17 protein-coding genes are annotated in these 23,810 nt (G+C 68.8%); 9 read left to right on the top strand and 8 right to left on the bottom strand.

Annotated features, from left to right (window positions below; translation table 11 throughout):
* Nucleotides 1–72 precede the first annotated feature (72 nt).
* Nucleotides 73–1,623, top strand: a complete 1,551-nt coding sequence (locus AC07OA_RS04245; protein ID WP_494662511.1) for a YifB family Mg chelatase-like AAA ATPase — start codon at nucleotides 73–75, stop codon at nucleotides 1,621–1,623.
* Between the two features lie 764 nt (nucleotides 1,624–2,387).
* Here the strand turns inward: AC07OA_RS04245 and AC07OA_RS04240 are convergent.
* A complete protein-coding gene (locus tag AC07OA_RS04240; protein ID WP_494662510.1) occupies nucleotides 2,388–3,062 on the bottom strand; it encodes a YiaD family glycine zipper/OmpA-like lipoprotein in 675 nt (224 codons plus the stop codon).
* Between the two features lie 232 nt (nucleotides 3,063–3,294).
* Here AC07OA_RS04240 and AC07OA_RS04235 point away from each other — a divergent pair, with 232 nt between their 5' ends.
* The gene (locus tag AC07OA_RS04235; protein ID WP_494662509.1) at nucleotides 3,295–4,230 is read left to right on the top strand and encodes an isopenicillin N synthase family dioxygenase; all 936 of its coding nucleotides are present in this window, start codon (nucleotides 3,295–3,297) and stop codon (nucleotides 4,228–4,230) included.
* Between the two features lie 184 nt (nucleotides 4,231–4,414).
* Here the strand turns inward: AC07OA_RS04235 and AC07OA_RS04230 are convergent, their stop codons facing one another.
* Nucleotides 4,415–6,106 (bottom strand): TadE/TadG family type IV pilus assembly protein, encoded by a 1,692-nt coding sequence (locus AC07OA_RS04230; RefSeq protein WP_494662508.1) that lies wholly within the window; start codon nucleotides 6,104–6,106, stop codon nucleotides 4,415–4,417.
* 185 nt (nucleotides 6,107–6,291) lie between these two features.
* Here AC07OA_RS04230 and rlmN point away from each other — a divergent pair, with 185 nt between their 5' ends.
* The 4 genes from rlmN (at nucleotide 6,292) to AC07OA_RS04210 (ending at nucleotide 9,297) form a co-directional block, all read left to right on the top strand.
* Nucleotides 6,292–7,491: a dual-specificity RNA methyltransferase RlmN gene (gene rlmN / locus AC07OA_RS04225; protein ID WP_494662507.1), complete on the top strand. Its 1,200-nt coding sequence runs from the start codon at nucleotides 6,292–6,294 to the stop codon at nucleotides 7,489–7,491.
* Entirely contained in the window at nucleotides 7,492–7,920 is a 429-nt protein-coding gene (locus AC07OA_RS04220) for a hypothetical protein (RefSeq protein WP_494662506.1), read from the top strand.
* Nucleotides 7,921–8,004: 84 nt separating this feature from the next.
* Nucleotides 8,005–8,433: a DUF350 domain-containing protein gene (locus tag AC07OA_RS04215; RefSeq protein WP_494662505.1), complete on the top strand. Its 429-nt coding sequence runs from the start codon at nucleotides 8,005–8,007 to the stop codon at nucleotides 8,431–8,433.
* Between the two features lie 24 nt (nucleotides 8,434–8,457).
* Nucleotides 8,458–9,297 carry a S1 family peptidase gene (locus AC07OA_RS04210; protein ID WP_494662504.1) on the top strand — a complete coding sequence of 280 codons (840 nt, stop codon included), beginning with the start codon at nucleotides 8,458–8,460 and terminating at the stop codon, nucleotides 9,295–9,297.
* Here the strand turns inward: AC07OA_RS04210 and AC07OA_RS04205 are convergent.
* On the bottom strand, nucleotides 9,294–11,000 hold the full coding sequence (locus tag AC07OA_RS04205) for an AmpG family muropeptide MFS transporter (RefSeq protein ID WP_494662503.1): 1,707 nt from the start codon (nucleotides 10,998–11,000) through the stop codon (nucleotides 9,294–9,296). The two genes, AC07OA_RS04210 and AC07OA_RS04205, sit on opposite strands and share 4 nt — an antisense overlap.
* A gap of 37 nt (nucleotides 11,001–11,037) precedes the next feature.
* Nucleotides 11,038–12,606 (bottom strand): response regulator, encoded by a 1,569-nt coding sequence (locus tag AC07OA_RS04200; RefSeq protein WP_494662502.1) that lies wholly within the window; start codon nucleotides 12,604–12,606, stop codon nucleotides 11,038–11,040.
* 1,231 nt (nucleotides 12,607–13,837) lie between these two features.
* Between AC07OA_RS04200 and AC07OA_RS04195 the strand changes: the two genes are divergently transcribed.
* On the top strand, nucleotides 13,838–17,578 hold the full coding sequence (locus AC07OA_RS04195; protein ID WP_494662501.1) for a cadherin-like domain-containing protein: 3,741 nt from the start codon (nucleotides 13,838–13,840) through the stop codon (nucleotides 17,576–17,578).
* A gap of 85 nt (nucleotides 17,579–17,663) precedes the next feature.
* Here AC07OA_RS04195 and AC07OA_RS04190 read toward each other — a convergent pair whose 3' ends face one another.
* The 3 genes from AC07OA_RS04190 to AC07OA_RS04180 are packed head-to-tail and all read right to left on the bottom strand — an operon-like array spanning nucleotide 17,664 to nucleotide 20,494.
* On the bottom strand, nucleotides 17,664–17,903 hold the full coding sequence (locus AC07OA_RS04190; protein ID WP_494662500.1) for a DUF6894 family protein: 240 nt from the start codon (nucleotides 17,901–17,903) through the stop codon (nucleotides 17,664–17,666).
* Nucleotides 17,904–17,958: 55 nt separating this feature from the next.
* Complete coding sequence (locus AC07OA_RS04185; protein WP_494662499.1) at nucleotides 17,959–19,872, bottom strand: monovalent cation:proton antiporter-2 (CPA2) family protein; 1,914 nt, start codon at nucleotides 19,870–19,872, stop codon at nucleotides 17,959–17,961.
* 55 nt (nucleotides 19,873–19,927) lie between these two features.
* The gene (locus AC07OA_RS04180; protein ID WP_494662919.1) at nucleotides 19,928–20,494 is read right to left on the bottom strand and encodes an NAD(P)H-dependent oxidoreductase; all 567 of its coding nucleotides are present in this window, start codon (nucleotides 20,492–20,494) and stop codon (nucleotides 19,928–19,930) included.
* A gap of 143 nt (nucleotides 20,495–20,637) precedes the next feature.
* Here AC07OA_RS04180 and AC07OA_RS04175 point away from each other — a divergent pair, with 143 nt between their 5' ends.
* Nucleotides 20,638–21,348 (top strand): CoA transferase subunit A, encoded by a 711-nt coding sequence (locus tag AC07OA_RS04175; protein ID WP_494662498.1) that lies wholly within the window; start codon nucleotides 20,638–20,640, stop codon nucleotides 21,346–21,348.
* Complete coding sequence (locus AC07OA_RS04170; protein ID WP_494662497.1) at nucleotides 21,348–21,989, top strand: 3-oxoacid CoA-transferase subunit B; 642 nt, start codon at nucleotides 21,348–21,350, stop codon at nucleotides 21,987–21,989. Before AC07OA_RS04175 ends, AC07OA_RS04170 begins: the two co-directional genes overlap by 1 nt.
* A gap of 136 nt (nucleotides 21,990–22,125) precedes the next feature.
* On the opposite strand, the gene AC07OA_RS04165 is transcribed toward AC07OA_RS04170, so the two are convergent.
* A complete protein-coding gene (locus AC07OA_RS04165; RefSeq protein WP_494662496.1) occupies nucleotides 22,126–23,721 on the bottom strand; it encodes an ArnT family glycosyltransferase in 1,596 nt (531 codons plus the stop codon).
* Nucleotides 23,722–23,810: the final 89 nt, after the last annotated feature.

The following is a 23,810-nucleotide window of genomic DNA, read 5'->3' as shown; positions in this document are numbered from 1 at the left end:
TCGTTCTTGCTCCGCTCCAACGGCCATGCTTGGCTTGTGGATAAATCGGTGGGGAAAAGGGCGAAAAACCCAATGGCGGCAAAGGTTGTCACCGTCGCGTTCGAGGGCGTGGAGGCGCGCCGCGTCGACGTCGAGGTGCAGCTCACGGGCGGCGAGACGCGGTTCGTTCTGGTCGGATTGGGCGACAAGGCCGTGGCCGAAAGCCGCGAGCGGGTGCGAGGCGCGTTCGCGGGGCTGGGCCTGTCGATGCCCAGCCGGCGCATCGTCGCCAATCTCGCGCCGGCCGACATGCCCAAGGAGGGCAGCCACTACGACCTGCCCATAGCCCTGGCCGTGATGGCGTCCATGGGGGTCATTCCCATCGACGCGCTCGACGGCTGGGCGGCGATGGGCGAACTGTCCCTGGACGGACGGATCGTGCCGGCCGCCGGAGCCCTGCCCGCCGCCATGGCGGCCGGGGCCATGGACCTGGGGCTGATCTGTCCCGAGGCCAGCGGACCGGAGGCGGCCTGGGCCGGCGGCACGCGCATCCTGGCCCCGCGTTCTCTGGTGGCGCTGATCAACCACTTCCGGGGCGGCCAGATCCTGTCGGCCCCGTCGCCCGGTCCGGTGGTCGAGGGCGAGGCGGCCAAGGACCTGCGCGACGTCAAGGGCCAGGAGCACGCCAAGCGGGCGCTGGAGATCGCCGCGGCCGGCGGCCACAACCTGCTGTTCTGCGGCCCGCCCGGCTCGGGCAAGTCGATGCTGGCCCAGCGCCTGCCGGGCCTCCTGCCGCCGCTGACCTCGACCGAGCTCCTTGAGACCTCGATGGTCCATTCCGTGGCGGGACTGATCGCCAAGGGAACCCTGACCCGCGCCCGGCCCTATCGCGCCCCGCACCACAGCGCCTCGATGGCGGCCCTGACCGGCGGCGGGCTGAAGGCCAAGCCGGGCGAGGTGTCGCTGGCCCATAACGGCGTGCTGTTCCTGGACGAGTTGCCCGAGTTCGGGGTCCAGGCCCTGGACAGCCTGCGCGGTCCGCTGGAGACCGGCGAGGTGATGGTGGCCCGCGCCAACGCCCATGTGCGCTATCCGGCCCGGGTGCAGCTGGTGGCGGCGATGAACCCCTGCCGCTGCGGTCACGGCGGGGCCGGGCGCGGGGCGTGCGGCAAGGCCCCGCGTTGCATCCGCGACTACCAGGGCCGGGTCAGCGGGCCGCTGATGGATCGCATCGACCTGGCCGTCGACATGCCCGCCGTCACCGCCGCCGACCTGGCCCTGCCGCCGCCTTCGGAAGGCACGGCCGAGGTCGCCGCCCGGGTGGCCCAGGCGCGCCGCCTGCAGTTCGAGCGGGCCGAGGGAATCGAGGGCGCCCCGCCGGGAGCCGAGGCCCTGAACGGCCGGGCCGAGGGGCGCTTCCTGGAGAAGATCGTCGATCTGGACGAAGCCGGCCGGGGCCTCCTGGCCCGCGCCGCCGAGACCGGCCAGATCAGCGCCCGAGGCTGGACCCGCGTCCTGCGCCTGGCCCGCACCATCGCCGACCTGGAAGGCGCGGCCGGCGTGAAGCGCGTGCACGTGGCCGAGGCGTTGGCGCATAGGCGGACGGCCGTGATGGGGGCCGTCGAGGCGTCTCCCTACCCGTGAAGGGGACATGCACTCACGGCAGAGCGTCGGCCGGTGGGCAGGGCGCCTAGGGTGAGTGCGTGTCCCCAAAGTCGTCCGCTGAGCCTGGCGGGCGTCGTGTCCGAAGGTGGGGACACGCACTCACTTCAAGGCCGTTGATCAGCCCGCCGAGGTCTTGCCGTGATTGCATGTCCCCTGCGATTCAGCGGCCACGGCTGGGGACACACGCATGCGTGTGTCCCCATCAGCAGGCTCTATCCTCAGCGAATAGCGACCGGAGTTCAGCGATTTCAATCGCTTGAACTTTCTCGACCTAACTTATCCCCACGCTCCGGACCTGCCGTATCCTTATCCCACCTGAAAGCACGGGAAGGGCGCACGTACGGCGACCGTTGCGGCTTTCGGGGGCGATCGAGCGGGAAGCTCTGTCGGTGGTCCTCTTCGGAGGACCAACCTCGTCCATCTGGTGCCGGCCGGGCCTCGAAAATAAACGGCGTTGGATGGGGGCCGGCAGAACAGCAGGCGGGCGGTGATGCGCTCGCGGTCCGGGACCGGGCGCGTTGGCCTGGTTCCGCCCGTCGGAGGCTTCAAGGCGGCGAGGCCCTAACAGGGTTCAGCGTCGCGGGCTTTCGGATAACGGTCGCGCGAAGCGCTCTAGCGTCGTCGAAACGGTATTCAAAACTGCAAATCATCCGGGCGAGGCCCGGGCGCTTCGCACCCTTCCCACCTCACGGCGCTGGCTGATGGGGACACACGCATGCGTGTGTCCCCGGCCGGTGATCGGTCTACTTCGTCAGCGGGCGCAGGATGATCTCCACCCGGCGGTTCTGGGCGCGGCCTTCGGCGGTGTCGTTGCTGGCGATCGGCTGGCGCTCGCCCTGGCCGGCCACGAAGACCCGGTCGGGCAGGACCCGGCCGACATTGGTCAGGTAGCTGGCCACCGAGCCGGCGCGACGCTCCGACAGGGCCTGGTTGTAGTCGTCCGGACCGCTGCTGTCGGCATGGCCGACGATGTCGATGGTGGTCTGGGGATAGGCGTTCAGGGTGCGGGCCACGTCGTCGAGCACGCGGGTGAACTGCGGCTGCACTTCGGACTTGTCGACCGCGAAGGTGACGTCGCTGGGCATGACCAGCACGATCTGGTCGCCGTTGCGGCGGATCATCACGCCCGAGCCTTCCAGGCTGCGGCGGAAGTCGGCCTGCTGACGGTCCATGTAGTTGCCGACCGCGCCGCCGGCCAGGGCGCCGATGCCGGCCCCGATCAGGGCGTTCTTGCGGCCCTGCTCGCCCTTGTTGGTGTTGGTCAGATAGCCCAGGGCCGCGCCGATGCCCGCGCCGGTCAGGGCGCCGGTGCCGGTGTTGTTGCGCACGGGCATGCCGGTATAGGGGTCGGTGGTGGTGCAGGCGCCCAGGGCGAGCACGCCCGTCAAAGCCAGGCCGATGGCGGTTTTCTTAATCATGTCGGTCTTCCTCTTTGGCGTCGTGTCTTGGCGTCCCGAGCGGGCTAGGTAGTCAGCCGCTCTTGATCCCACGGCGCGCCGTGTGATCCCTTGGCAGGCAGAACGCCCCGTCCATGGTCAAGTTCCGACATCGCCGATGACCCGGGGATGAACAAACCCTCCGCCGCGCTTGGCGCTCCGGCCCCGGCCGGTGTAGTAAGCGCGGTCTTACTTCATTTCGAGGCTCAAGCCCGTGTCCGCATCCGCCATCGAACCCGTCTCGTTCACCCTCTATTCGAAGGACTTCCAGCGGTTCGCCCAGGAGCTGGGCGCGTCGTTCGAGCGCTACGGATTCGCGGTGCTGTCCGACTACGACCTGCCGCAGGACCGCATCGACGCGGCCATTTCCGACACCAAGGCCTTCTTCGCCCTGCCGGTCGAGACCAAGAAGCAATATGCCGGGGTGAAGGGTGGGGCGCGCGGCTACATCCCGTTCGGGGTCGAGACCGCCAAGGGCGCCACGCACCACGACCTGAAGGAATTCTGGCACATGGGCCGCGACCTGCCGCCCGGCCACCGCTTCCGCGCCACCATGGCCGACAACGTCTGGCCCGCCGAGATTCCGGCCTTCAAGCACGATGTGTCCTGGCTCTACAACGCGCTGGACACCATGGGCGGCAAGGTGCTGGAGGCCATCGCCACCTATCTGAAGCTGGACCGCGACTTCTTCAAGCCGACCGTCGAGAACGGCAACAGCGTGCTGCGCCTGCTGCACTATCCGCCGATCCCGCAGGACGCCACCGGCGTGCGGGCCGGGGCCCACGGCGACATCAACACCATCACGCTCCTGCTCGGCGCGGAAGAAGGGGGTCTCGAACTCCTGGACCGCAACGGCGACTGGCTGCCGATCAACCCGCCCCCGGGCTGCATCGTCGTCAATATCGGCGACATGCTGGAGCGCCTGACCAACCACGTCCTGCCCTCGACGATCCACCGCGTGCAGAACCCGCCGCCCGAGCGCCGCGGCGTGGCGCGCTATTCGACGCCGTTCTTCCTGCACTTCGCGTCGGACTACGAGATCAAGACCCTGCCCAACACGATCACGGCCGAAAATCCGGACCGCTATCCGGAATCGATCACCGCCGACGAGTTCCTCCAGCAGCGTCTGCGCGAGATCAAGCTGGCGTAGGGAGCGGATCCTTCTCCCCTTGCGGGAGAAGGTGTCGGCGCAAGCCGACGGATGAGGGGTCGCACAGACGCAAAACGCCGCGACAGCTGAAAGGCTGGTCGCGGCGTTTCTGTTCTTCAACCCCTCACCCGACCTCGCTCCGCGAGGCCACCCTCTCCCGCAAGGGGAGAGGGAAGAGCGGTCCTTATTTCGTGATCCGCAGGTTCTGGATGGAGCCGGCGATGGTGTTGAACACCGAGGTCAGCTGGGCCGCGTCGGTGACGTCGTAATACATGTCCGACTTGCTCGCGCAGGCCTGCAAGATTCCCTTGGAGTGCGAGGACACGCCCACGCCGATCGAATAGATCTGGATGCCCTTGGCCTTGGCGTTTGAGCACACCATCAACTGCCGGTCGTCGATGGCGTTCATGCGGTCGGTCGCGCTGGAACCGGCCACCAAGGCCGTGCCAGACTTGTTCTTCAGGCGCCCCTGCCAGACATAGCCGTAGCCGCTGTAGGTGGAGTCGTTTTCGTTGTTGCTCTCGCTCATGACGTTGTCGCCGTCGGTCAGCAGCACGATCACCTTGGTGGTGTTCTTGGTCCCATAGGCCGAGATCTTGGCGTCCGCCGGCGCGGCCGAGGCGAACGGGCTGTTGGGCGAGATCATGTGCCAGCCCCACATCGCGCCCATGGCCACGTTGGTGTTGCCCGACGCGACCATCGTCTTGAGCTTGGCCTTGACGGTATTGGTGCCGCCCGAGCTCTTCAGGTTGGTCAGCTTGAGCACGCTGGTGATGCCGCAGCCGTCGTTGGGGCCGCCGTCCACGTCGCTCGCGCCGCTGCGCAGGTTGGCCGCCACGTACTTGGACGTCAGGCCCTGGCGGCGGAGAAACGCGGTCTCCGAGTTCCAGGCGTTGGGGCTGGCCAGGTAGTCCTTGGCGTAGTCGTTCGAAACCGAGTTGGTATAGGTATAGGTGCTGCTCGAGCCGGAGCTCTTGTAGATCTTGTACGAGGAATCCGGCTCGTCGGGCGCGAAGAACGGCACGAACATGCTGGCCGGCGTGGACGCATCGGCGGCGTCGTCGGTGACATCGTAGGGGGCCGGCCGGCTTTCGATGCAGCCGCTCCAGCTCAGGCCCATGGCGGTCAGCAGCGCGAAACGATCCGGACGCGCGCCGTCGTTGAAGGTGTCGGCCCCATAGGTCGAGGGCAGGCTGCCGCGCAGCCAGGTGACCGCGCTCGGGGTCGTGGCGCCCACATTGACCGTCATCGAGAACGGCACCACGGCGAGCTTGACCGCGTCGGTCTCGGTGGCGCGGCTCGCGGCGGCGGCCAGCACGTCGACCAGCGATTGGGAGGCGGTGATCAGGGCGTCGATCTTGCTGCCGCCCTTGCCCAGGCTGCTGGCCATCGAGCCGGTATTGTCCAGCACCAGGGCCACTTCCAGCTTGTTGACCGAGCGCATCACGGTCGAGGTGGCCGATATCGGCGTGTCGGTCTTGCTCCAGAGATTGGCGATGATCGGCTTGATGATCACGCCTTGGATCGTGCCGACCACGGTGTTGTCGTCGCCCAGCTGGAAGGTCGAGTTGCCGGAGGTCAGGCTCACGCCCAAGCCGCTCATCTCGGTGGCCAGGGCGGCGTCGCCGATGGTGTCGAGGTCGGCGTTGGTGGTCGCGGTCGAGCGGGCGGCCATCAGGGTGGCCGCGTCCAGGGCGTCCTGCAGCTGGCGCTTCTGGACGCTGGCCCGGCTGACGTCGATCAGGGCGAAGGCCAGGATGGTGATGGGGAGCAGCAGCAGGGCGAACTGCACGGCGATGGCCCCGCGCTCGTCGCGGCCCCAGGGCGCGACAAGGCGTGCGGCGAGGCGCGTCGCAAGGCGTTTCCACGTGGTCATGAGCAAGGCCCGACTCCCCAGAGATCGGGCATTGTCGCCCAGGACGGTGAACAGGCGGCAAACGACGATGGTGAATCCGCCTCACGCGCCCCGCGGCGCCGCGACGCCCCGTCCTTTTGGAAAAAGCGGCGCGAGCTGCTATATCCTCGCCTCGATCCTGAAAATCCTTGCCCCCGGACCGCCCCTTGAGCGTCACCCTCGACCTGTCGCGCATGGCTGAAAAGCCCGATGCTCCCAAGCCCCTGACCAACCTGTCGGGCCTGACCCGCCCGCAGCTGGTCGCCGCCCTGACCGAGAGCGGCGTGGTCGAGCACGGCAAGGCCAAGATGCGCGCCACCCAGCTGTTTCGCTGGATGCACCATCGCGGCGTCACCGATTTCGCGGCCATGACCGACGTGGCCAAGGAGACCCGGGCTCGGCTGGCCGAGCGGTTCACCGTGGCGCGTCCCGAGGTGGTCGAGCGCCAAGTGTCCAAGGACGGCACCCGCAAGTGGCTGATCCGCATGGGGCCGGGTATCGAGGTCGAGACCGTTTACATCCCGTCGGTCGGCCGGGCCGGCGCCCTGTGCGTCTCCAGCCAGGTGGGCTGCACGCTCAACTGCAGCTTCTGCCACACCGGCACCCAGGCCCTGGTGCGCAACCTGACCGCCGCCGAGATCGTGGCCCAGGTGCAGATCGCCAAGGACGACCTGGCCGAATGGCCGTCCGACAAGGAAGACCGCCTGCTGTCGAACATCGTGTTCATGGGCATGGGCGAGCCGCTCTACAATCTGGGCCAGGTGGCCGACGCCATCGAGATCATCAGCGACAACGAGGGCATCGCCATCTCGCGTCGCCGGATCACGGTGTCGACCTCGGGCGTGGTGCCGCAGTTGCAGGCCCTGGGCGAGAAGACCCAGGCCATGCTGGCCATCAGCCTGCACGCCACCAACGATCCGCTGCGCGACGTGCTGGTGCCGCTGAACAAGAAGTATCCGCTGGACCAGCTGATGGCCGGCATCCGCGCCTATCCGGGGATCAGCAACGCCCGCCGGGTGACCTTCGAGTACGTGATGCTGAAGGGCGTCAACGACAGCCCCGAAGAGGCTCGCGCCCTGGTCAAGCTGATCAAGGGCATCCCGGCCAAGGTCAATCTGATCCCGTTCAATCCCTGGCCAGGCAGCGACTATCAGTGCTCGGACTGGGCGGCGATCGAGGCGTTCGCCGCGATCCTGAACCGGGCCGGCTATTCCTCGCCGATCCGCACGCCCCGGGGCCGCGACATCCTCGCCGCCTGCGGCCAGCTGAAGAGCGAGAGCGAGAAGGTCCGCGCCAGCGCCCTGCGCAAGCTGTCGATGGCGGCCATGGCCGGCGTGCTGGACGACGAGGACGAGGCGGCCGCCTAGATGTCGCAGGGCGCCGCTGGGCCGGACGCGGCCATGATGGCCGGCCCCCGGACCCTGGCGCGGTTCCTCGAAACGGCCGATTTCGCCGTGCTGGACGGCGTCTTCTCGACCGGCGCGGTCACGATCCTCGAGAACTTCCCGCCGCACGTCTTCACGGGCCAGGCGGGCCTTTCCCACTGGCGCGAGCTGATGGCCCGCCATGTCGGGGCCATCGCCGACCTTCGCCATGCGTTCGGCGCGCCGCAGGACTTCGGCCACACCGGCGACACGGTCTACTTCACCCTGCCCACCCATTGGGTCGGCGTCCGCGATGGCAAGCCCTTCGATGAGGACGGCGGCTGGTCGTTCGTCCAGGCCTGGGAAGACGGCGCCTGGCGCATCCGGGCCTATGGCTGGGCGGTGGTGCGGTACGCCGATCAAGAGGGCTGATCGCGTCGCCGACGAGCCCTCTACGCATGGCCGCCGAACCCGTGCTAGCAATGCGTCCCTCAAGTTCCGGGGATTACCGTCTTCATGCCGTCTCAGCTCCAGTCGCCCGAGATCCAGGCCTTCGCCAGCGGCCTGCCGCTGACCCTGATGCACGCGGGCATCACCCTGGTGATGCTGGTGCTGGGCACGGCGCTCTACGCCCTTTTGACCCCGCACAAGGAGATCAAGCTGATCCGCGAGGGCAACGCCGCCGCCGCCCTGTCGCTGGGCGGGGTGATGGTGGGCCTGGCCATTCCGCTGGCCACCTCGCTGTCGGCCTCGGTCTCGCCGCTGGAGATCGTGCTGTGGGGCGTGTCGACCATCGCGGTCCAGCTGCTGGTTTTCCGCATCACCGACATGCTGCTCAAGGGCCTGCCCGAGCGGATCAACGAGGGCGAGGTGGCGGCGGCCGCCCTGCTGGTCGGCGCCAAGATCGCCACGGCCCTGATCCTGGCCGCCGCGGTGGCCGGCTAGGGGCGGGCGAGCGGGGCGGGTCCAGTGCATTTCCCCAAGCTTCCCGACTGGCTGATCTACGGGGCGGTGGTCAGCGCCCTGCTGGTCGTGGCCGTCGGCCGGCAGGAGCGTTCGGACGCCCCGCCGCCGCCGCCGCCCGTGCCCGGCGACGTCGGCTTGCCGCTGGGACCGGCCTCGCCGTTCGATCCGTCTGTCGTCGTCCAGGTGCCCGAGAAGGGCCAGCCCGGCAGCGGCACGGCCTTCTCGGTGGATGACGGCGGCTCGTGGCTGACCGCCCGCCATGTGGTGGACGGCTGCCGCGAGGCGGCCATCGTCGTGGCCGACGGCCGGGGCGTGGCGGCGCGCGTCACCCTGGACCCGTCCGGCGACGCGGCCATACTGACCACCGACGGCGGGGCGCCGGCCGTGCCCTTGCGCGGCGTGGCCGAGCCGCCTCGGCGCGGAGAGCGGGCCTATCATCCCGGCTTCCCCCAGGGCCATCCGGGTGAGGTCACCTCGCGCCTGCTGGGTCGCGAGAACCTGGTCATCCGGGGACGCGGCGCCCGGGTCGAGCCGGTGCTGGTCTGGGCCGAGGTCGGGCGGACCGACAATCTGAAGGGCACCCTGTCGGGCCTATCGGGCGCCCCGGCGCTGGACAGCGCCGGCCGGGTGATCGGCGTGACGGTGGCGGAATCGCCGCGCCGGGGGCGGATCTATACGACCGCCCAGGAGACGATCGGCGACCTGCTCAAGTCCAGCCGCCGCCGTCCGGAAAGCTTCGCCCTGGGCGAGGCGATCACCACCGAGAACTACGGCCGCGTGGCCGACGGCCTGCGCCGCGACCTGAGGGTGGCCCAGGTGGTGTGCCTCAAGAGCGAGACCTAGGCGAACGGGTCGTCCTTTCCGGCTTTCGCCGCCATGTGCGCCGGCTGTCTCGCGGCGACCATGAACGACAGGGCGATGGCCACCACCCCGATCAGGGCGGTGTAGATGAAGAAGGCCGTGTAGCCGGCCGCCATGGCCGGGGCGCTGACGCCCAGCTTGGCGCCGGCGGCGGTGAAGCTTTCGGGCGGCAGACGGGTGAAAAGGCCCTTCAAGGCGCCGATCGGGCCGCCGACCTCCGCCGCGTGGGCCGAGGCCTCGACGATCCGCCCCGATTGCGAGGCCACCAGCTTGCCGGGCAGGGCGTAGAGCGAGGAGAACAGGGCGTATTGCGTGGCCGTGAAGCCCGCCGTGGTCAGGCTGGACATGTAAGCGATCAGGGCGGTGCCCGCGACGCCGCCGGCGATGTTGTCGATGCAGATCGAGGCGAACAGCATGCCGGTGTTGTGGCCGCTCATGGCCAGCAGGGCGAACATCAGGTTGCTGATCGGCTGGGCGAAGGCCCCGATGATCAGGGCCTTCATCAGGCCGAAGCGGGCCACCACGACCCCGCCCAGGAACACCCCGACCATCGAGGCGATGATGCCGAACACCTTGCGGATCTCGGCGATCTCGGTCAGCGAGAAGCCCATGTCGCGGTAGAACGGGTTCATGATGTTGAGCACGAAGTCCGACACCCGGTAGACGCAGATCGCCGCCAGGATCAGGCCGGCCACGCCCGAGAAGCGGGTCAGGAATTCCTTCAGCGGCGAATAGAGCGCGGTGGACAGGTAGACGCCCGGCTTGGTCCGCACCTTGGGGATCGGCCAGGCGGCCAGGACGATCACCGTCAGCCCCGCCAGCACGCCGATCAGCTGCAGCCAGATCCCGGTCTGCTTGTCCTTCCAGGCGTCGGCCAGGGCCTCGCCGCCGACGAACTTGGACAGCAAGCTGGCGTCGCCCGACAGGCCCGAGCCGACCAGCAGGGCGCCGACCACCAGGATGGCCAGGCGGACCAACCATTCGACGATCTCCAGCGCCTTGGGCTGGCTGACGTCGTCGGCGTGGATCGGCCGAATGACGTGGGCCGCCTCGCGCGGCGCCGACAGGGTGGCTATCACCCCCACCGCCATGGCCCCGGCCATGGCCAGGTAGGAGATGTTCCAGCCGAAGCGCTCGGCCAGCAGCAGCGGCACGGCGCCAGCCATGATCATGGCCCCGCGATAGCCCCACTGCACGGCCACGGCCATCTGGCCCTGGCGGTCGGTGTCGACCACCTCGATCCGCCAGGCGTCGATGACGATGTCCTGGGTGGCGGTGGCGAAGCCGACGATCACGGCGATGGCCGCCATCAGTGGCAGGTTCGCGGCCGGATTGACGGTCGAGATGGCCAGCAGGCCCAGGATGATCACCGCCTGGCAGGCCAGCATCCAGGCGCGGCGATGGCCCAGGAGTCCGTGCAGCACCGGCACCTTGGTGCGGTCGATCAGCGGCGCCCACAGGAACTTGAACGAGAAGCTGAGCGTGGCCAGGCTGAAGAAGCCGATCACCGCCAGCGACAGGCCCGCATCGCGCAGCCAAAGCGACAGGGTGTCGAAGATCAGCATGTAGGGCAGGCCCGAAGCGAAGCCCAGGCCCAGCATGACCAGGCTTCGGCGCTCGCCGAAGAAGGCCAGGGTCTGGAGCAGGCTCTTCTTCTGCGGCGTGGCCTCGGCGTCGTCGGTCATTGGTGGCGTTCCCCCGAGGCGAGGACCGCCCCCGCCATCAGCCGGCGACCTTGGCCCGCGTCGCGGGTTTCGTCCAGCCGAGGCCTCGGGGGCCCAGCTGGGTCCAGTTGGTCAGCACGCCGCGCAGGGCGGGCGGGGTGAGGGGCTTGGCCAGGAAGTCGTTCATGCCGGCGGCCAGGCAGGCGCGGCGGTCCTCGTCGAAGGCGTCGGCGGTCAGGGCGACGATGGGGGTGGTGACGCCCTTCTCGCGCAGGGCCCGGGTGGCCTCGATGCCGTTCAGGCCCGGCATGCGCAGGTCCATCAGGATCAGGTCGTAGAAGCCGCGCGACAGGGCCTGGACGGCCTCGTCGCCGCTGGCGATGCGGTCGACCTTGCAGCCCTCGCGCTCCAGCAGGGCGCGGGCCAGAAGGGCGTTGATCGGATTGTCCTCGGCCAGCAGCACGCGGACGCCCGGCGCGGCGGCCGGCGCGATGCGGTCGTCCTCGTGGACCGGGGCGGCGGGCGCGGCCTCGACCGGGGCGGCCTTGGCGACGGGGCGGGCCGCCAGCACCTGGGCGATCAGCGAGGCGCGGCGCAGGGGCTTGATCAGATAGCCCAGGCCGGCGGCCTTCAGCTTGGGGATGCGGTCGCGCTGTTCGGGGGTCAGAAGGACGACGGCGGCGCGGCCGGCCGGAGCCTTCGGCGCCCCGCGCGGTCCGCCCCCCTTCGTGTTTGGGAGCGCGGCGTCCAGCAGCAGCACCGCCTCGGCCGGGGCGCCCTTCAGGGCGGCGGCGACGGTCTCGCCCGCCAAGGCCTGGCCGCCGCTGGCGCGGATCTGGCGGACGGCGGCCTCGCGGACCATGGCGTTGGGCGAGGCGACGGCCACGCAGCGGCCGGTCAGCGGCAAGTCGACAGGTTCGTCGGGCGCGAAGTCGAACGGCGCCTCGAACCAGAAGTCGGCGCCCTGGCCGTATTCGCCGCCGACCCCGGCCTCGCCGTTCATGGCGCCGGCCAGGCGGGCCACAATGGCCAGGCCCAGGCCCGCCCCGCCCAGCAGGGCCTGGTGCGAAGGATCGGTCTGGACGAAGGCCTCGAAGATGGCGGCGCGGGCTTCCGGAGCGACGCCCGGCCCGGTGTCGCGGACGTTGAAGCGCACGCGGCCTTCACCGGAAAGCTCGGCGCTGATCAGCACCCCGCCGGTCTCGGTGAACTTGATGGCGTTGCCGGCGTAGTTCAGCAGCACCTGCCGCAGGCGGCCCTCGTCGGCCAGGATCGGCGGCAGGCCGGGCGCGGCGGCCCAGGCGATCTCGATGTTCTTCTCATGGGCCCGGGGGCTGAGCAGCTCGCTGACCTGGCGCAGCAGGTTCTCGACGTCGACCGGGGCGGTGTGCAGCTCGATGGCCGTGGCGCCCAGGCGGGCGAAGTCCAGCACGTCGTTGACCAGCGACAGCAGGTGATCGCCGCTCTCGCGCAGGGCGCCCACATAGGCCTTCTGCTCGGCGGTCAGGCGGGTGCCCTCCAGCAGCCGCGCCATGCCCAGCACGCCGTTCAGCGGGGTGCGGAACTCGTGGCTCAGGGTGGCCAGCTGTTCGGGCGTGACCCCGGCGGAGGAAGGACGGTTGCTCATGGACGCGGAGCTTAAGGGGGCGCGGCTTAACGTTGAGTGTGTGGGCGCGGCTCCGCCGCTTCACACGGCCAGCCGCTGAAGGTGTGGAAAGGGACGCGGAGCGCCGGACGACGTCCGGAGTGTGTGTTTGTGTGTACCGTTTCGACGAAGCCCGTTCGCTCCGCGCAACCGTTATCCGCCAGCTTCCGGTAGGCAGCCCTGTTGAGGCTTAGCCGGACCCGGTTCCGCCGTTTCGGGCGGTCCCGGACGCCGGGGGCGCGGACCTATGGGCAAAACACGCGCTTTATCCCCGTTCGACGCCGACGGCGGGCGGGCTTCCCAACGATGGAAGTCCCCGGACACGCTGGAGTAACCCCCTCCAGCCCAGTCCCGCTCGATCGCCCCCCGCCGCCGCATCGGTCGCTGGCCATGCGCCCTTTCCCTGCGACGAGGTGAGACAAGGATACGGGCCGTTCGGAGGAGGGGGATAACTTAGGTCGGGAAATTTCAAGTGATTGAAATCGCTGATCTCTGATCGCTATCCGCTAGGGATAGAGCGCCTGCTGATGGGGACACACGCATGCGTGTGTCCCCAGCCATGACCGCTGAATCGCCGGGGACATGCACTCGCGGCAGAGCCCTTCGAGGGGATTCTCGGCTATGGGGCGAGTGCGTGTCCCCACCTTCGGTCGTGCGGCGGCCGGACGCCCCCTCCGTCCGCTTCGCGGACACCTCCCCCGTTTCACGGGTGAGGAGAAGCGGAGGCGCCAATCAATCGGGCGGCGGGGTCGGGGGTGCCGGCGGATGGCCGATCCGATCAAGTAAGTAAGAATTTCCTTCCGACTCGAAACGCGAACCTTTCGGTTGCAATCCTCCCAACTCGCCTCAGGCATCGCGGACGTCCCTTTCAGTCGCGGGAAAGGATCGGATACCGGAGGTATCTCGAACGTCCGTGGGCAGTCCTGAAAGCGCGTGAAGTTCATCGTCAAAAGTCCATCGCGACGACGTGTTCTGACGAAGACAATAATTGCGACCGTAGCTTCTATATTCGAAAAGCGTGCCTCGTATAACCAAGGCCAAGCTTGCCGCGTCTCGATTGCGATCTGCTGAAAACTTCGACATCGTCCTGTCATCGAGCGCTTCTAGGCTCGATTCCGACCAGGGACTTGCTGGAATCTCCTAGAACAGCCGACCCGCCCAGAGCCAGCGCCCCGCAACCGACATCCAGAACAAGACCCCCTTCGGAGGAAACATGGCCACCACCCTGACCGTGGGCGACATCGCCCTGATCGGCTACAGCGCCGACACCGCCGGCAAGTCGTTCTCGTTCGTGCTGCTGACGGCGGTCGACGCCGGCACGACGATCAGCTTCACCGACAACGGCTGGCTGGCGGCGGGCGGTTTCCGGACCGGCGAGGGCGTGGTCACCTACACGGCCCCGGCGGGCGGGGCGGCGGCCGGCACAGTGGTGACGATCACGGGCCTGACCGGCACGTTCAACCCCTCCACCTCGGGCGACCAGGTCATCGCCTACCAGGGCTCGGGCGCGACCGCGACGCCGCTGTTCGCCCTCGACTACGCCGACAACAACGTCACCTATGCCGGCGACGCGACCAACTCCAACACCTCGGCCATCCCCACGGGCCTGGCCTATGGCAGCACGGCCCTGGGCTTCGGGACCGACAACGGCGCCTATGTGGGCACGACCACGGGCACCAAGGCCGAGATCCTGTCGGCCATCTCCAATTCGGCCAACTGGTCGCTGGATGACGTCAATCCGGTGACCTACAAGACCGGCTTCACCGTCTCGGACGGCGGCACGCCCAGCGCCAATGTCTCGATCAGCGACGTGACCATCGCCGAGGGCGACGCCGGGACCACGGTGGCGACCTTCACCGTCACCCGCACCAACGCCACCGGCGCCTTCTCGGTCGACTTCGCCACCGCCAACGGCTCGGCCACGGCCGGCCAGGACTATGCCGAGACTCACGGCACGCTGAACTTCACGGTCGGTGGTCCCAACAGCCAGACTGTTTCGGTGACGATCAACGGCGACGCCACGCCCGAGCCGAACGAAAGCTTCGTGGTCAACCTCTCCAACCTGGTGGTCAGCAGCGGCGCGGCCGCCCTGGTCGACGCGGTGGGCCAGGCCACCATCGTCAACGACGACTTCGCCAACCTGGGCATCTACGACATCCAGGGCGCGGGCCACACCTCGGCCTATGACGGCCAGACCGTCTCGACCACCGGCGTGGTCACGGCCATCGACACCACCGGCTCGCGCGGCTTCTGGATCCAGGACCCGAACGGCGACGGCAACGACGCCACCTCCGACGCCATCTTCGTCTTCACCAACGCCATCCCGACGGTGCAGGTGGGCGACCTGGTCAAGGTGACCGGCACGGTCGACGAGTATAACGGCGGCGTCGCCACCAACCTGACCATCACCGAGATCACCGCCCCGACCATCAGCGTGATCGGCACGGGCACGGTGACCGCCACCCTGCTGGGCGCCGGCGGTCGGGCGATCCCGACCACGGTGATCGACGACGACCACCTGACCAGCTTCGATCCGGCCACGGACGGCGTCGACTTCTACGAGTCGATCGAGGGCATGGTGGTGACGATCCACGACGCCCAGGCTACCGGCGCCACCTATCAGGGCCAGACCTGGGTGGTGGCCGACAACGGCGCGAACGCCACGGGGCTGAACGACCGCGGCGGGGTCACCGTCTCGGACGGCGACAACAATCCCGAGCGGATCCTGATCTATGCCGACAGCGGGGTGAACCCGGGCTTCTCGGCCGGCTACGTGCTGGGCGACCACCTGGGCGACGTCACCGGGGTGATCAGCTATTACGGCGGCGAGTACGAACTGCTGGCGACCTCGGTGGAGAACACCACCAGCGCCGGGACGGTGGCCCAGGAAACGACCACCCTGGCCGGCGACGCCAGCCACCTGACCATCGGCGCCTATAATCTCGAGAACATCTCGCCCCAGGACTCGGACGCCAAGTTCGAGGCCCTGGCCTACGACATCGCCCATAACCTGGGCGCGCCCGACATCATCGGCGTCGAGGAAATCCAGGACGCCGACGGGTCGGGCAATGGCACGAACTACAGCGGCGCGGACACGCTGAACAAGTTGGTGGCGGCCATCGAGGCGGCCGGCGGCCCGCACTACAGCTGGGTCGAGATCGCCCCGACCGCCAACAACAGCACCGGCGGCGAGAGCAACGGCAACATCCGCAGCGCCTTCCTCTATCGCGACGACCGGGTGGACTATGTCGAGGGTTCGGCCCGGCTGATCCAGGACACCACCGGCTCGACCAACGCCTTCAACAACAGCCGCAACCCGCTGGCGGCCGACTTCGTCTTCCACGGCGAGACGATCACCGCCATCGACGTGCACAACTATTCGCGCGGCGGCAGCGACCCGCTGTTCGGCGCCAACCAGCCGGCGGCCAACAATGGCGACGACCGGCGCGTGGACCAGACCACGGCGGTGCGCGACTACGTGGCCGGCCTGCTGGCCGCCGATCCGGACGCCCACGTGGCGGTGATGGGCGACTTCAACGCCTATTACTACGAGCAGAGCCTGACCCTGCTGGAGGCGGGCGGCGCCCTCTACAACCTGGCCCGCACGCTCAGCGCCGAGGAGCGCTATTCCTACATCTTCGAAGGCAACGCCCAGCAAATCGACAACCTGCTGGTCTCGCAAAGCCTGCTGGCCGGGGCGGTGTTCGACAACGTCCACCTCAACACCGGCCAGGCGGCGGTGAACCAGCCCACCGACCACGACGCGATCCTGGCCCAGCTGTTCGTCAACACCGCGCCGGTGGCGACCCTGGACGGGGTGTTCACGGTGAACGAGGACACGGTCCTGACCGTCGACGCCGCCCACGGCGTGCTGGCCAACGACAGCGACCTGAACGGCGACGCCCTGACGGCGGTGCTGGGCCAGGGTCCGAGCTACGGGACCCTGGTGCTGAACGCCGACGGCTCGTTCGTCTATACGGCGGGCGCGAACTACAACGGCGGCGACAGCTTCACCTATACGGCGCACGACGCCTATGGCGGGGTGTCGGGCCTGGTGACGGTCCAGCTGGGCGTGACGGCGGTCAATGACGCGCCGGTGGGGGCGGCCGACGCGGCCTCGGTGGCCGAGGACGCCTCGATCCTGGTCAATGTGCTGGCCAACGACCACGACATCGACCTGGACGGCCTGACCATCGCGTCGCTGTCGGGCGCCAAGTCGGCCCTGGGGGCCTCGATCAGCATCGAGAACGGCCAGGTCCGCTACGTGGCCGACGCCGACAGCTTCGACCAGCTCGCCGCCGGCCAGTCCGTCGTCGACAGCTTCACCTACACCGCCACCGACGGCCACGGCGGCTACACCGCCCCGATCACGGTCAGCATCACGGTGGGCGAGGCCGGCGACAACCGCAGCCTGTCGGGCGGCCTGCTCAAGACCAACAGCTTCACCGACATCGGCGAGAAGGACACCACCTATACCGGCGGACTGTTCAACGACACGATCAACGGCGGCGGCGGTTCGGACCACCTGATCGGCGGCGCCGGCAACGACAAGATCGACGGCGGGGCCGGTCGCGACACCCTGGAGGGCGGTCTCGGCAACGACCTGCTGACCGGCGGGGCCGGGGCCGACGACTTCGTCTTCGGCCTGCTGTCGGGCGTGGACCACATCACCGACTTCAACCCGGGCGAGGACCACATCGTCACCCCGTTGCGCGACCAGCTGGGCGGCCTGTTCGGCAATCTGGGCTGGAGCCAGCTGGACAGCCTGGTCGACAACCTGCTGAAGCCGAGCTTCAAGGACATCGACACCAACGGCGACCGCCACGCCGACGCGGTGCAGATCAGCGCCGTGGGCATGGGCACGGTGATCCTCGACAACTGGACGATCGGAACCCTGACCCAGCAGGGCTACCTGGACGCCCAGCACCACGTGGTGGGCGGCTGGCTGCTGTAAGGCTCACGGCCGGGGACATGCACTCGTGCGTGTCCCCTTCCACGCCCAGCGGCGGTTGGGGACACGTCCATGGACATGTCCCCGGCTAGTGCATCGTCCCCGTCGGCGTGTCGGCCTCGACGGCGACCGTGGCCAGGACGGCGCGGCGTTCGTCCAGCACCTCGACCAGCAGGGCGCCCTCCTGGGCGAACTCGTCGGCGTTGTCGCGCAGCCATTCGCCGGCGATCCGGGCGGCCTCCACCTTGGCGGCGTCCAGGTCGTCGAACAGCTCGCCCTCGTCGTCGGTCAGGACGTGGCCGTCGCTGAGCTGAAAGAAATACCGCATCGGTTCGAACCTTCCTGATGAAAGGAAGGCCCGCCGGAGAGTCCGGTTCCCGACTCTATTTCGCCCCCTCGCGCCGGGCGGCCTCGCGTTCGGCCCGTTCCTTCAGCTCCTCGTCGAGGGTGGCGGTGTCCCAGGCGCCGGCGGCGTCGCCGGGACGCAAACGTGCAAGGTCGGCGTTCAGCAGCTTGTCCATGGTCTGGGCCGCGTCGCGCGAGGCCAGGATATAGGCCTCCTCCTGGCCCCAGACGGGGCGCAGATCCTCGAACGACCTGCGGTCGTGGCGGCGGAAGATGGCGCCGGCGCGGTGGGCGCGGTGGGCGCGGTAGCCCAGCTTCTGCAGGGCGGTGGTGCCTAGGGCCAGGGCCGCCTCGAAGGTCTCGCGCTCGACCGCGTCGGCGCCGTTGGCCAGCAGGTCGTAGGCGTGGCGACGGTCCCAGGCGCGGGCCAGGATGACCAGGTCCGGGAAGGCCTTGCGGGCGGTCTCGACCAGTTCGACGGTCTTTTCGCGGTCGTCCAGGGCGACGATCAGCATCCGCGCCCGCTCGATGCCGGCGGCGCGCAGCAGGTCCATCCGCGTGGCGTCGCCATAGTGCACCCGCCGGCCGAAGCGGCGCAGCAGGTCGATCTGCTCGATGTCGCTGTCCAGCACGGTGGAGCGGAAGCCGTTGGCGGTCAGCAGGCGGCCGGTGATCTGGCCGAAGCGGCCGAAGCCGGCGATGATGATGTCCGGCTCGCCGTCCTCGAACGCCCCGGTGTCGGGCGTCACCTTGGGGATGGCCGCGTCGAACATCTGGGCGATGCGCTCGTAGAGGATCATGGCCACCGGCGTCAGGGCCATGGAGACGGCGACGGCGGCGGTCAGCAGGGCCGCCAGGGTGGCGCCGATCACGCCGGCCCCGACCGTGAAGGTCAGCAGCACGAAGGCGAACTCCCCGCCCTGGGCCAGGGCGACGGCCACGGCGGCCGCGCCCCGGGCCGGCGCCCCGAACAGGCGCGCCAGGCCGAACAGCACCAGGAACTTCAGCAGCATCAGGCCCAGCACCAGGCCGATCAGCACCAGCGGCTGGGCGGCGATCAGCTTCAGGTCGATACCAGCCCCGACGGTGATGAAGAACAGGCCCAGCAGCAGGCCCCGGAAGGGCTCGATGTCGGTCTCCAACTCGCGGCGGAACTCGCTCTCGGCCAGGACGACGCCGGCCAGGAAGGCGCCGAGGGCGGGCGACAGGCCCACGGTCTGCATGATGCTGGCCACGCCCACCACGATCAGCAGGGCCGCGGCGGTGAAGATCTCGCGCAGCCGGGCCTCGGCGATGAAGCGGAAGATCGGCCGCACCAGATAGCGCCCGCCGCCGACCACCACGCCCACGGCCGCCAGCACCGACAGGCCCTGGGCCCAGCGTGGCAGGTGCTCGACCAGGCTGCCGCCGTGGCCGCCCGACGCCGCGTGGACGGTGGGGGCGATGGTCGCCAGGGTGGGCAGGAGGGCGAACATCGGGATCACGGCCAGGTCCTGCAGCAGCAGGATGCCGAAGGCCGCGCGCCCGACGGGGCCTTGGCGCAGGCCCTTCTCGTCCAGGGTCTGCAGCACGATGGCGGTGGACGACATGGCCAGCACCATGCCCACGGCCAGGGCCGTCTGCCACGGCAGGCCCAGCAGCATCGACACCCCGGCGATGGCCACCGAGGTGCCGACTACCTGGGCCCCGCCGAAGCCGAAGATCGCCTTGCGCATGTCCCACAGGGTGGACGGCTGCACCTCTAGCCCGATCAGGAACAGGAGGATCACCACGCCGAACTCGGCGAAGCGCATGATGTCGCCCTGCTCGCCCACCAGCGACAGGGCGAAGGGGCCGATGACGACGCCGGCGATCAGGTAGCCCAGCACGGAGCCGAGACCCAGGCGCTTGGCGATCGGCACCGAGATGACGGCGGCGCCGAGATAGACCAGGGCTTGAATCAGGAACGGCATCGGTCGGTCATTCCTCCGGTCGCGGCGTTTGTCTTGTCGTTTTCGCCCGTCATGCTCACGCCCCGAGCTCGGCGTCGGGGAGGGGCGTGCGCAGCGAGTCGATGCGGGCGCGGTAGCGCAAGGCCTCGGCCTTCAGCTCCTCGTCGTCCTTGACCGCCGCCCCGTGCACCACGAAGGGCGTCTCCCAGACCATGCCGCACAGATAGGCCGTCTGCTCCAGCGGGCGCAGATATTCGTCCAGGGTGAAGCGGTTGTAGCCGTGGGCGTGATAGGCCTTGGCCGCTCCGCCGGTGGTGCAGGCGGCGAACAGGCGCTTGCCGGCCATGGCGTTGCCGTCCAGCCCATAGGCGAAGCCGTGCAGCCAGACGAGATCGAACCACTCCTTCAGCAGGGCCGGGGTGGCGTACCAGTAGAGCGGGAACTGCACGGCGATCACGTCGTGGGCCAAGAGCTTTTCCTGCTCGGCCTCGATGTCGATCGCGAAGTCCGGATAGGTCTCGTACAGATCGTGGAAGGTGACGCCCTCCAGCCCCTTGGCCGCCTTGGCCAGGGCGCGATTGGCGCGAGAGCGTTCAAGGGCCGGATGGGCCAGGGTCAGCAGCACGCCGGAGGTGGCGGGCATCGCGCCGTCGATGTTAGCGTCCTGGGGGCTGGCTTGTTCGCTCACGCCGCTACTCTCCACGCATCGAAATTTTATTCATCAAGAGTTGAATTTCTCCGCCCGCCGGTTCAGAGCAATCGGCGAACGTCGCTCCGGGAGGAACCATGGTCGACAAGGTCAAGTCCACAGCCGCCGAAGCGCTGGCGGGTCTTTTATTCGATGGCATGACCATCATGGCCGGCGGGTTCGGCCTGTGCGGGATTCCCGAGAACCTGATCGCGGCGATCCGCGAGACGGGCGTCAAGGATCTCACGGTGGTCTCCAACAATTGCGGCGTCGACGGCTTCGGCCTGGGGATCCTGCTGGAGAACCGCCAGATCAAGAAGATGGTCTCGTCCTATGTGGGTGAGAACAAGCTGTTCGAACAGCTCTACCTCTCCGGCGAGCTGGAACTGGAGTTCAATCCGCAGGGCACCCTGGCCGAACGCATCCGCGCCGGCGGGGCGGGCATCCCCGCCTTCTTCACGCGCACCGGGGTCGGCACCCTGGTGGCCGAGGGCAAGGAAACCCGCGAATTCGACGGCGAGATGTACGTTATGGAGCGCGGCCTGGTCGCCGACCTGTCGATCGTCAAGGCCTGGAAGGCCGACGCCGAGGGCAACCTCGTCTACCGAAAGACCGCCCGCAACTTCAATCCGATGATGGCCACGGCCGGCAAGGCCACCGTCGTCGAGGTGGAAGAGGTCGTGGAGATCGGCGCTCTGGACAAGGACAACATCCACACCCCCGGCATCTATGTCGACCGCCTGATCAAGGGCGCCAAGTTCGAGAAGCGCATCGAGCGCGTCACCACCCGTCCGAAGGAGTCCGTGTAATGGCCTGGACGCGCGACCAGATGGCCGAACGGGCGGCCAAGGAGCTGCAAGACGGCTTCTACGTGAACCTGGGCATCGGCATCCCGACCCTGGTGGCCAACTACATCCCCGAAGGCATGCACGTGACGCTGCAGAGCGAGAACGGCATGCTGGGCATGGGCCCTTTCCCCTACGAGGGCGAGGAGGACGCCGACCTGATCAACGCCGGCAAGCAGACGATCACCGAGCTGGACAGCAGCTCGTACTTTTCGTCGGCCGACAGCTTCGCGATGATCCGCGGCGGCCACATCGCGCTCTCGATCCTGGGCGGCATGCAGGTGTCCGAGAACGGGGATCTCGCCAACTGGATGGTGCCCGGCAAGATGGTCAAGGGCATGGGCGGGGCCATGGACCTGGTGGCCGGCGTCAAGCGCGTGGTGGTGGTCATGGACCACTGCGAGAAGTCCGGCGCGCCCAAGCTGCTGCACCGCTGCTCGTTGCCCCTGACAGGGGCGGGGGTGGTGGACCTGCTGATCACTGAGCTGGGCGTCTTCGAGATCAATCGCGGCAAGACGCCGGTGAAGCTGATCGAACTGGCCCCGGGCGTGACGGTGGACGAGGTCAAGGCCAAGACCGAGGCGGATTTCGAGGTCGGGGTCTGAGGGGCAGCCTACTTGCCCCCACCTGACGGCTGCGCCGTCTGTCCGCCTCCGTAGGGGGCGGAGGACCTAAATGCTCGTCCTCTTCCCCCTGCGGGGGAAGGAGGGCCGCAGGCCCGAAGGGGGCAAGTGTTAGCCGCTACTTCGTTGCCGGGTCCTTCCAAGGCGTATCCGGCGGCAGCCCCGTCACCGGATCGCGGGGTACGGGCTGGAATCCCTGGGCGATGAACAGGTCGGTGCGCCGCGAGCGCTTCCTGTCCAGCCGTACGCTGACGATCTGCAGATCCGAGGTCGTGGCGAAGTCCTGCTGGATCTTGCCCCGATAGGTCCCGTCCAGGCTGGCGATCAGCACCCGGCGGCCCAGGGCGGCGTCCAGCGGGGCCTCGGCCTCGGCCTGGTTGCGGGCGGCGATCTCGTGGACCCACATCCGCAGCGGCGGGGCGGCCGGGGTGCCGAAGTAGTTGCGGCCGTAATAGGCGGCCACATTATAGAGGAAGCGGTCGTCGACGGCGACGGCGGTCAGGCCGCCGTGCAGGGCCTGCTCCTCGCGCGTGCGCTCGACGATGGCCTGGACGGTCTGGTCCCAGCCCCGGGCGCGCTTGAAGGCGTTGGCCACGCCCATGGCCTCGGCCGTGCGCGGCTGGATCACCCAGACCAGGAACAGCGCCGCCAGCACCGCCTGCAGGGCCAGGCCCGCGACCAGCCAGCGGCGGGCCTCCCAGCGCAGCAGCCAGGCGGCCACCAGCACCGCGCCGGCCACATAGGCCGCGGCGGCCCAGTTGGCGTTGGCGCGCGACACGAAGGCCTGCGCCGCCACCGTCACCAGCGGCGGCAGGGCGAAGCACAGCAGCATGACGTCGGCCGCCTCCAGCCGCTTGCGGGCGGCCAGCAGGATCGCCCCGCCGCCCAGCACGCCGAACGGCACGGGGCCGAACACCCCGAACTGCGAGCCGACGAAACCGGCCAGCTCGCCCAGGTCGAACAGCTTGCCGCTCTTCCAGTTGGCGTTGGCGGCGGTGTGCTCCAGGGTCGAGAAGTGGTGCTGGTAGTTCCAGATCATGTTCGGGGCGAAGACCACGAACAGGGTGGCGAAGAAGGCCAGCGCCATGGCCGGGGTCCAGGCGCGGCGGGCCTGGCGCGACAGGAAGAGATGCGCCCCCAGGCTGGCCAGGGCGTAGATCGCCGCGTACTTGGACAGGAACGCCATCCCCAGGGCCGCGCCCATGCCGGCGGCGACCCAGATCCGGGTGCGGGGCGAGGCGTCGGGCAGGGCCGCGCAGGCCCAGATCATCAACGATAGAAAGAACAGCAGCGGGGTGTCGGTGGTGATCAGCACCGACGACAGCTGGATGCCCGGCATCAGGGTGAAGACCGCCGCCGCCGCCAGGCCCACCCAGGTTCCGCCCCTTTGCTCGCCGTAAAGGCGGGTGGCGATCCGGGCCACGATCAGGGCCGTGGCGGCGTTGAGCAGGGGCGAGCCGATGCGCAGCCAGGCCTCGCCGTCGCCACCGATTTGCGTGGTGGCCCAGATCAGCCAGGCGATGACCGGCGGCTTGGAAAAATAGCCGAAATCCAGATGCCTGGACCACAGCCAGTACTGGGCTTCGTCCGGGTACAACTCCAGCGGGGTGACGAACAGGGCGATGACGCGAAAAATCGTCAGAACCCCAACCAAGATGAGGGTCAGCCGCCAGGCCCGCGCCCGATTCGCTCGCGCCGTTTCATCAAGGGCCACGCTGATTTCTCCCGCACAAGTAAGAGGGCGCTGACTAAATGTGTTGCAAAGACGCCCCTGCGGATCGGTTTATCCGCGATCGTGGCCTT

It is taken from the genome of Caulobacter sp. GW821-FHT09B08 (assembly GCF_059418225.1).
Note: the sequence above shows the minus strand (reverse complement) of the source record. Positions and strands in the feature narration are given on the sequence as shown.

Bases quoted from the DNA above. Each gene is read 5' to 3' on its own strand.
- AC07OA_RS04205 (WP_494662503.1), bottom strand. From the start codon at position 11,000: ATGACCGACGACGCCGAGGCCACGCCGCAGAAGAAGAGCCTGCTCCAG.
- AC07OA_RS04220 (WP_494662506.1), top strand. From the start codon at position 7,492: ATGTCGCAGGGCGCCGCTGGGCCGGACGCGGCCATGATGGCCGGCCCC.
- AC07OA_RS04215 (WP_494662505.1), top strand. From the start codon at position 8,005: ATGCCGTCTCAGCTCCAGTCGCCCGAGATCCAGGCCTTCGCCAGCGGC.
- AC07OA_RS04190 (WP_494662500.1), bottom strand. From the start codon at position 17,903: ATGCGGTATTTCTTTCAGCTCAGCGACGGCCACGTCCTGACCGACGAC.
- AC07OA_RS04245 (WP_494662511.1), top strand. From the start codon at position 73: ATGGCGGCAAAGGTTGTCACCGTCGCGTTCGAGGGCGTGGAGGCGCGC.
- AC07OA_RS04185 (WP_494662499.1), bottom strand. From the start codon at position 19,872: ATGCCGTTCCTGATTCAAGCCCTGGTCTATCTCGGCGCCGCCGTCATC.
- AC07OA_RS04170 (WP_494662497.1), top strand. From the start codon at position 21,348: ATGGCCTGGACGCGCGACCAGATGGCCGAACGGGCGGCCAAGGAGCTG.
- AC07OA_RS04200 (WP_494662502.1), bottom strand. From the start codon at position 12,606: ATGAGCAACCGTCCTTCCTCCGCCGGGGTCACGCCCGAACAGCTGGCC.
- AC07OA_RS04195 (WP_494662501.1), top strand. From the start codon at position 13,838: ATGGCCACCACCCTGACCGTGGGCGACATCGCCCTGATCGGCTACAGC.
- AC07OA_RS04180 (WP_494662919.1), bottom strand. From the start codon at position 20,494: ATGCCCGCCACCTCCGGCGTGCTGCTGACCCTGGCCCATCCGGCCCTT.
- AC07OA_RS04175 (WP_494662498.1), top strand. From the start codon at position 20,638: ATGGTCGACAAGGTCAAGTCCACAGCCGCCGAAGCGCTGGCGGGTCTT.
- AC07OA_RS04230 (WP_494662508.1), bottom strand. From the start codon at position 6,106: ATGACCACGTGGAAACGCCTTGCGACGCGCCTCGCCGCACGCCTTGTC.
- AC07OA_RS04240 (WP_494662510.1), bottom strand. From the start codon at position 3,062: ATGATTAAGAAAACCGCCATCGGCCTGGCTTTGACGGGCGTGCTCGCC.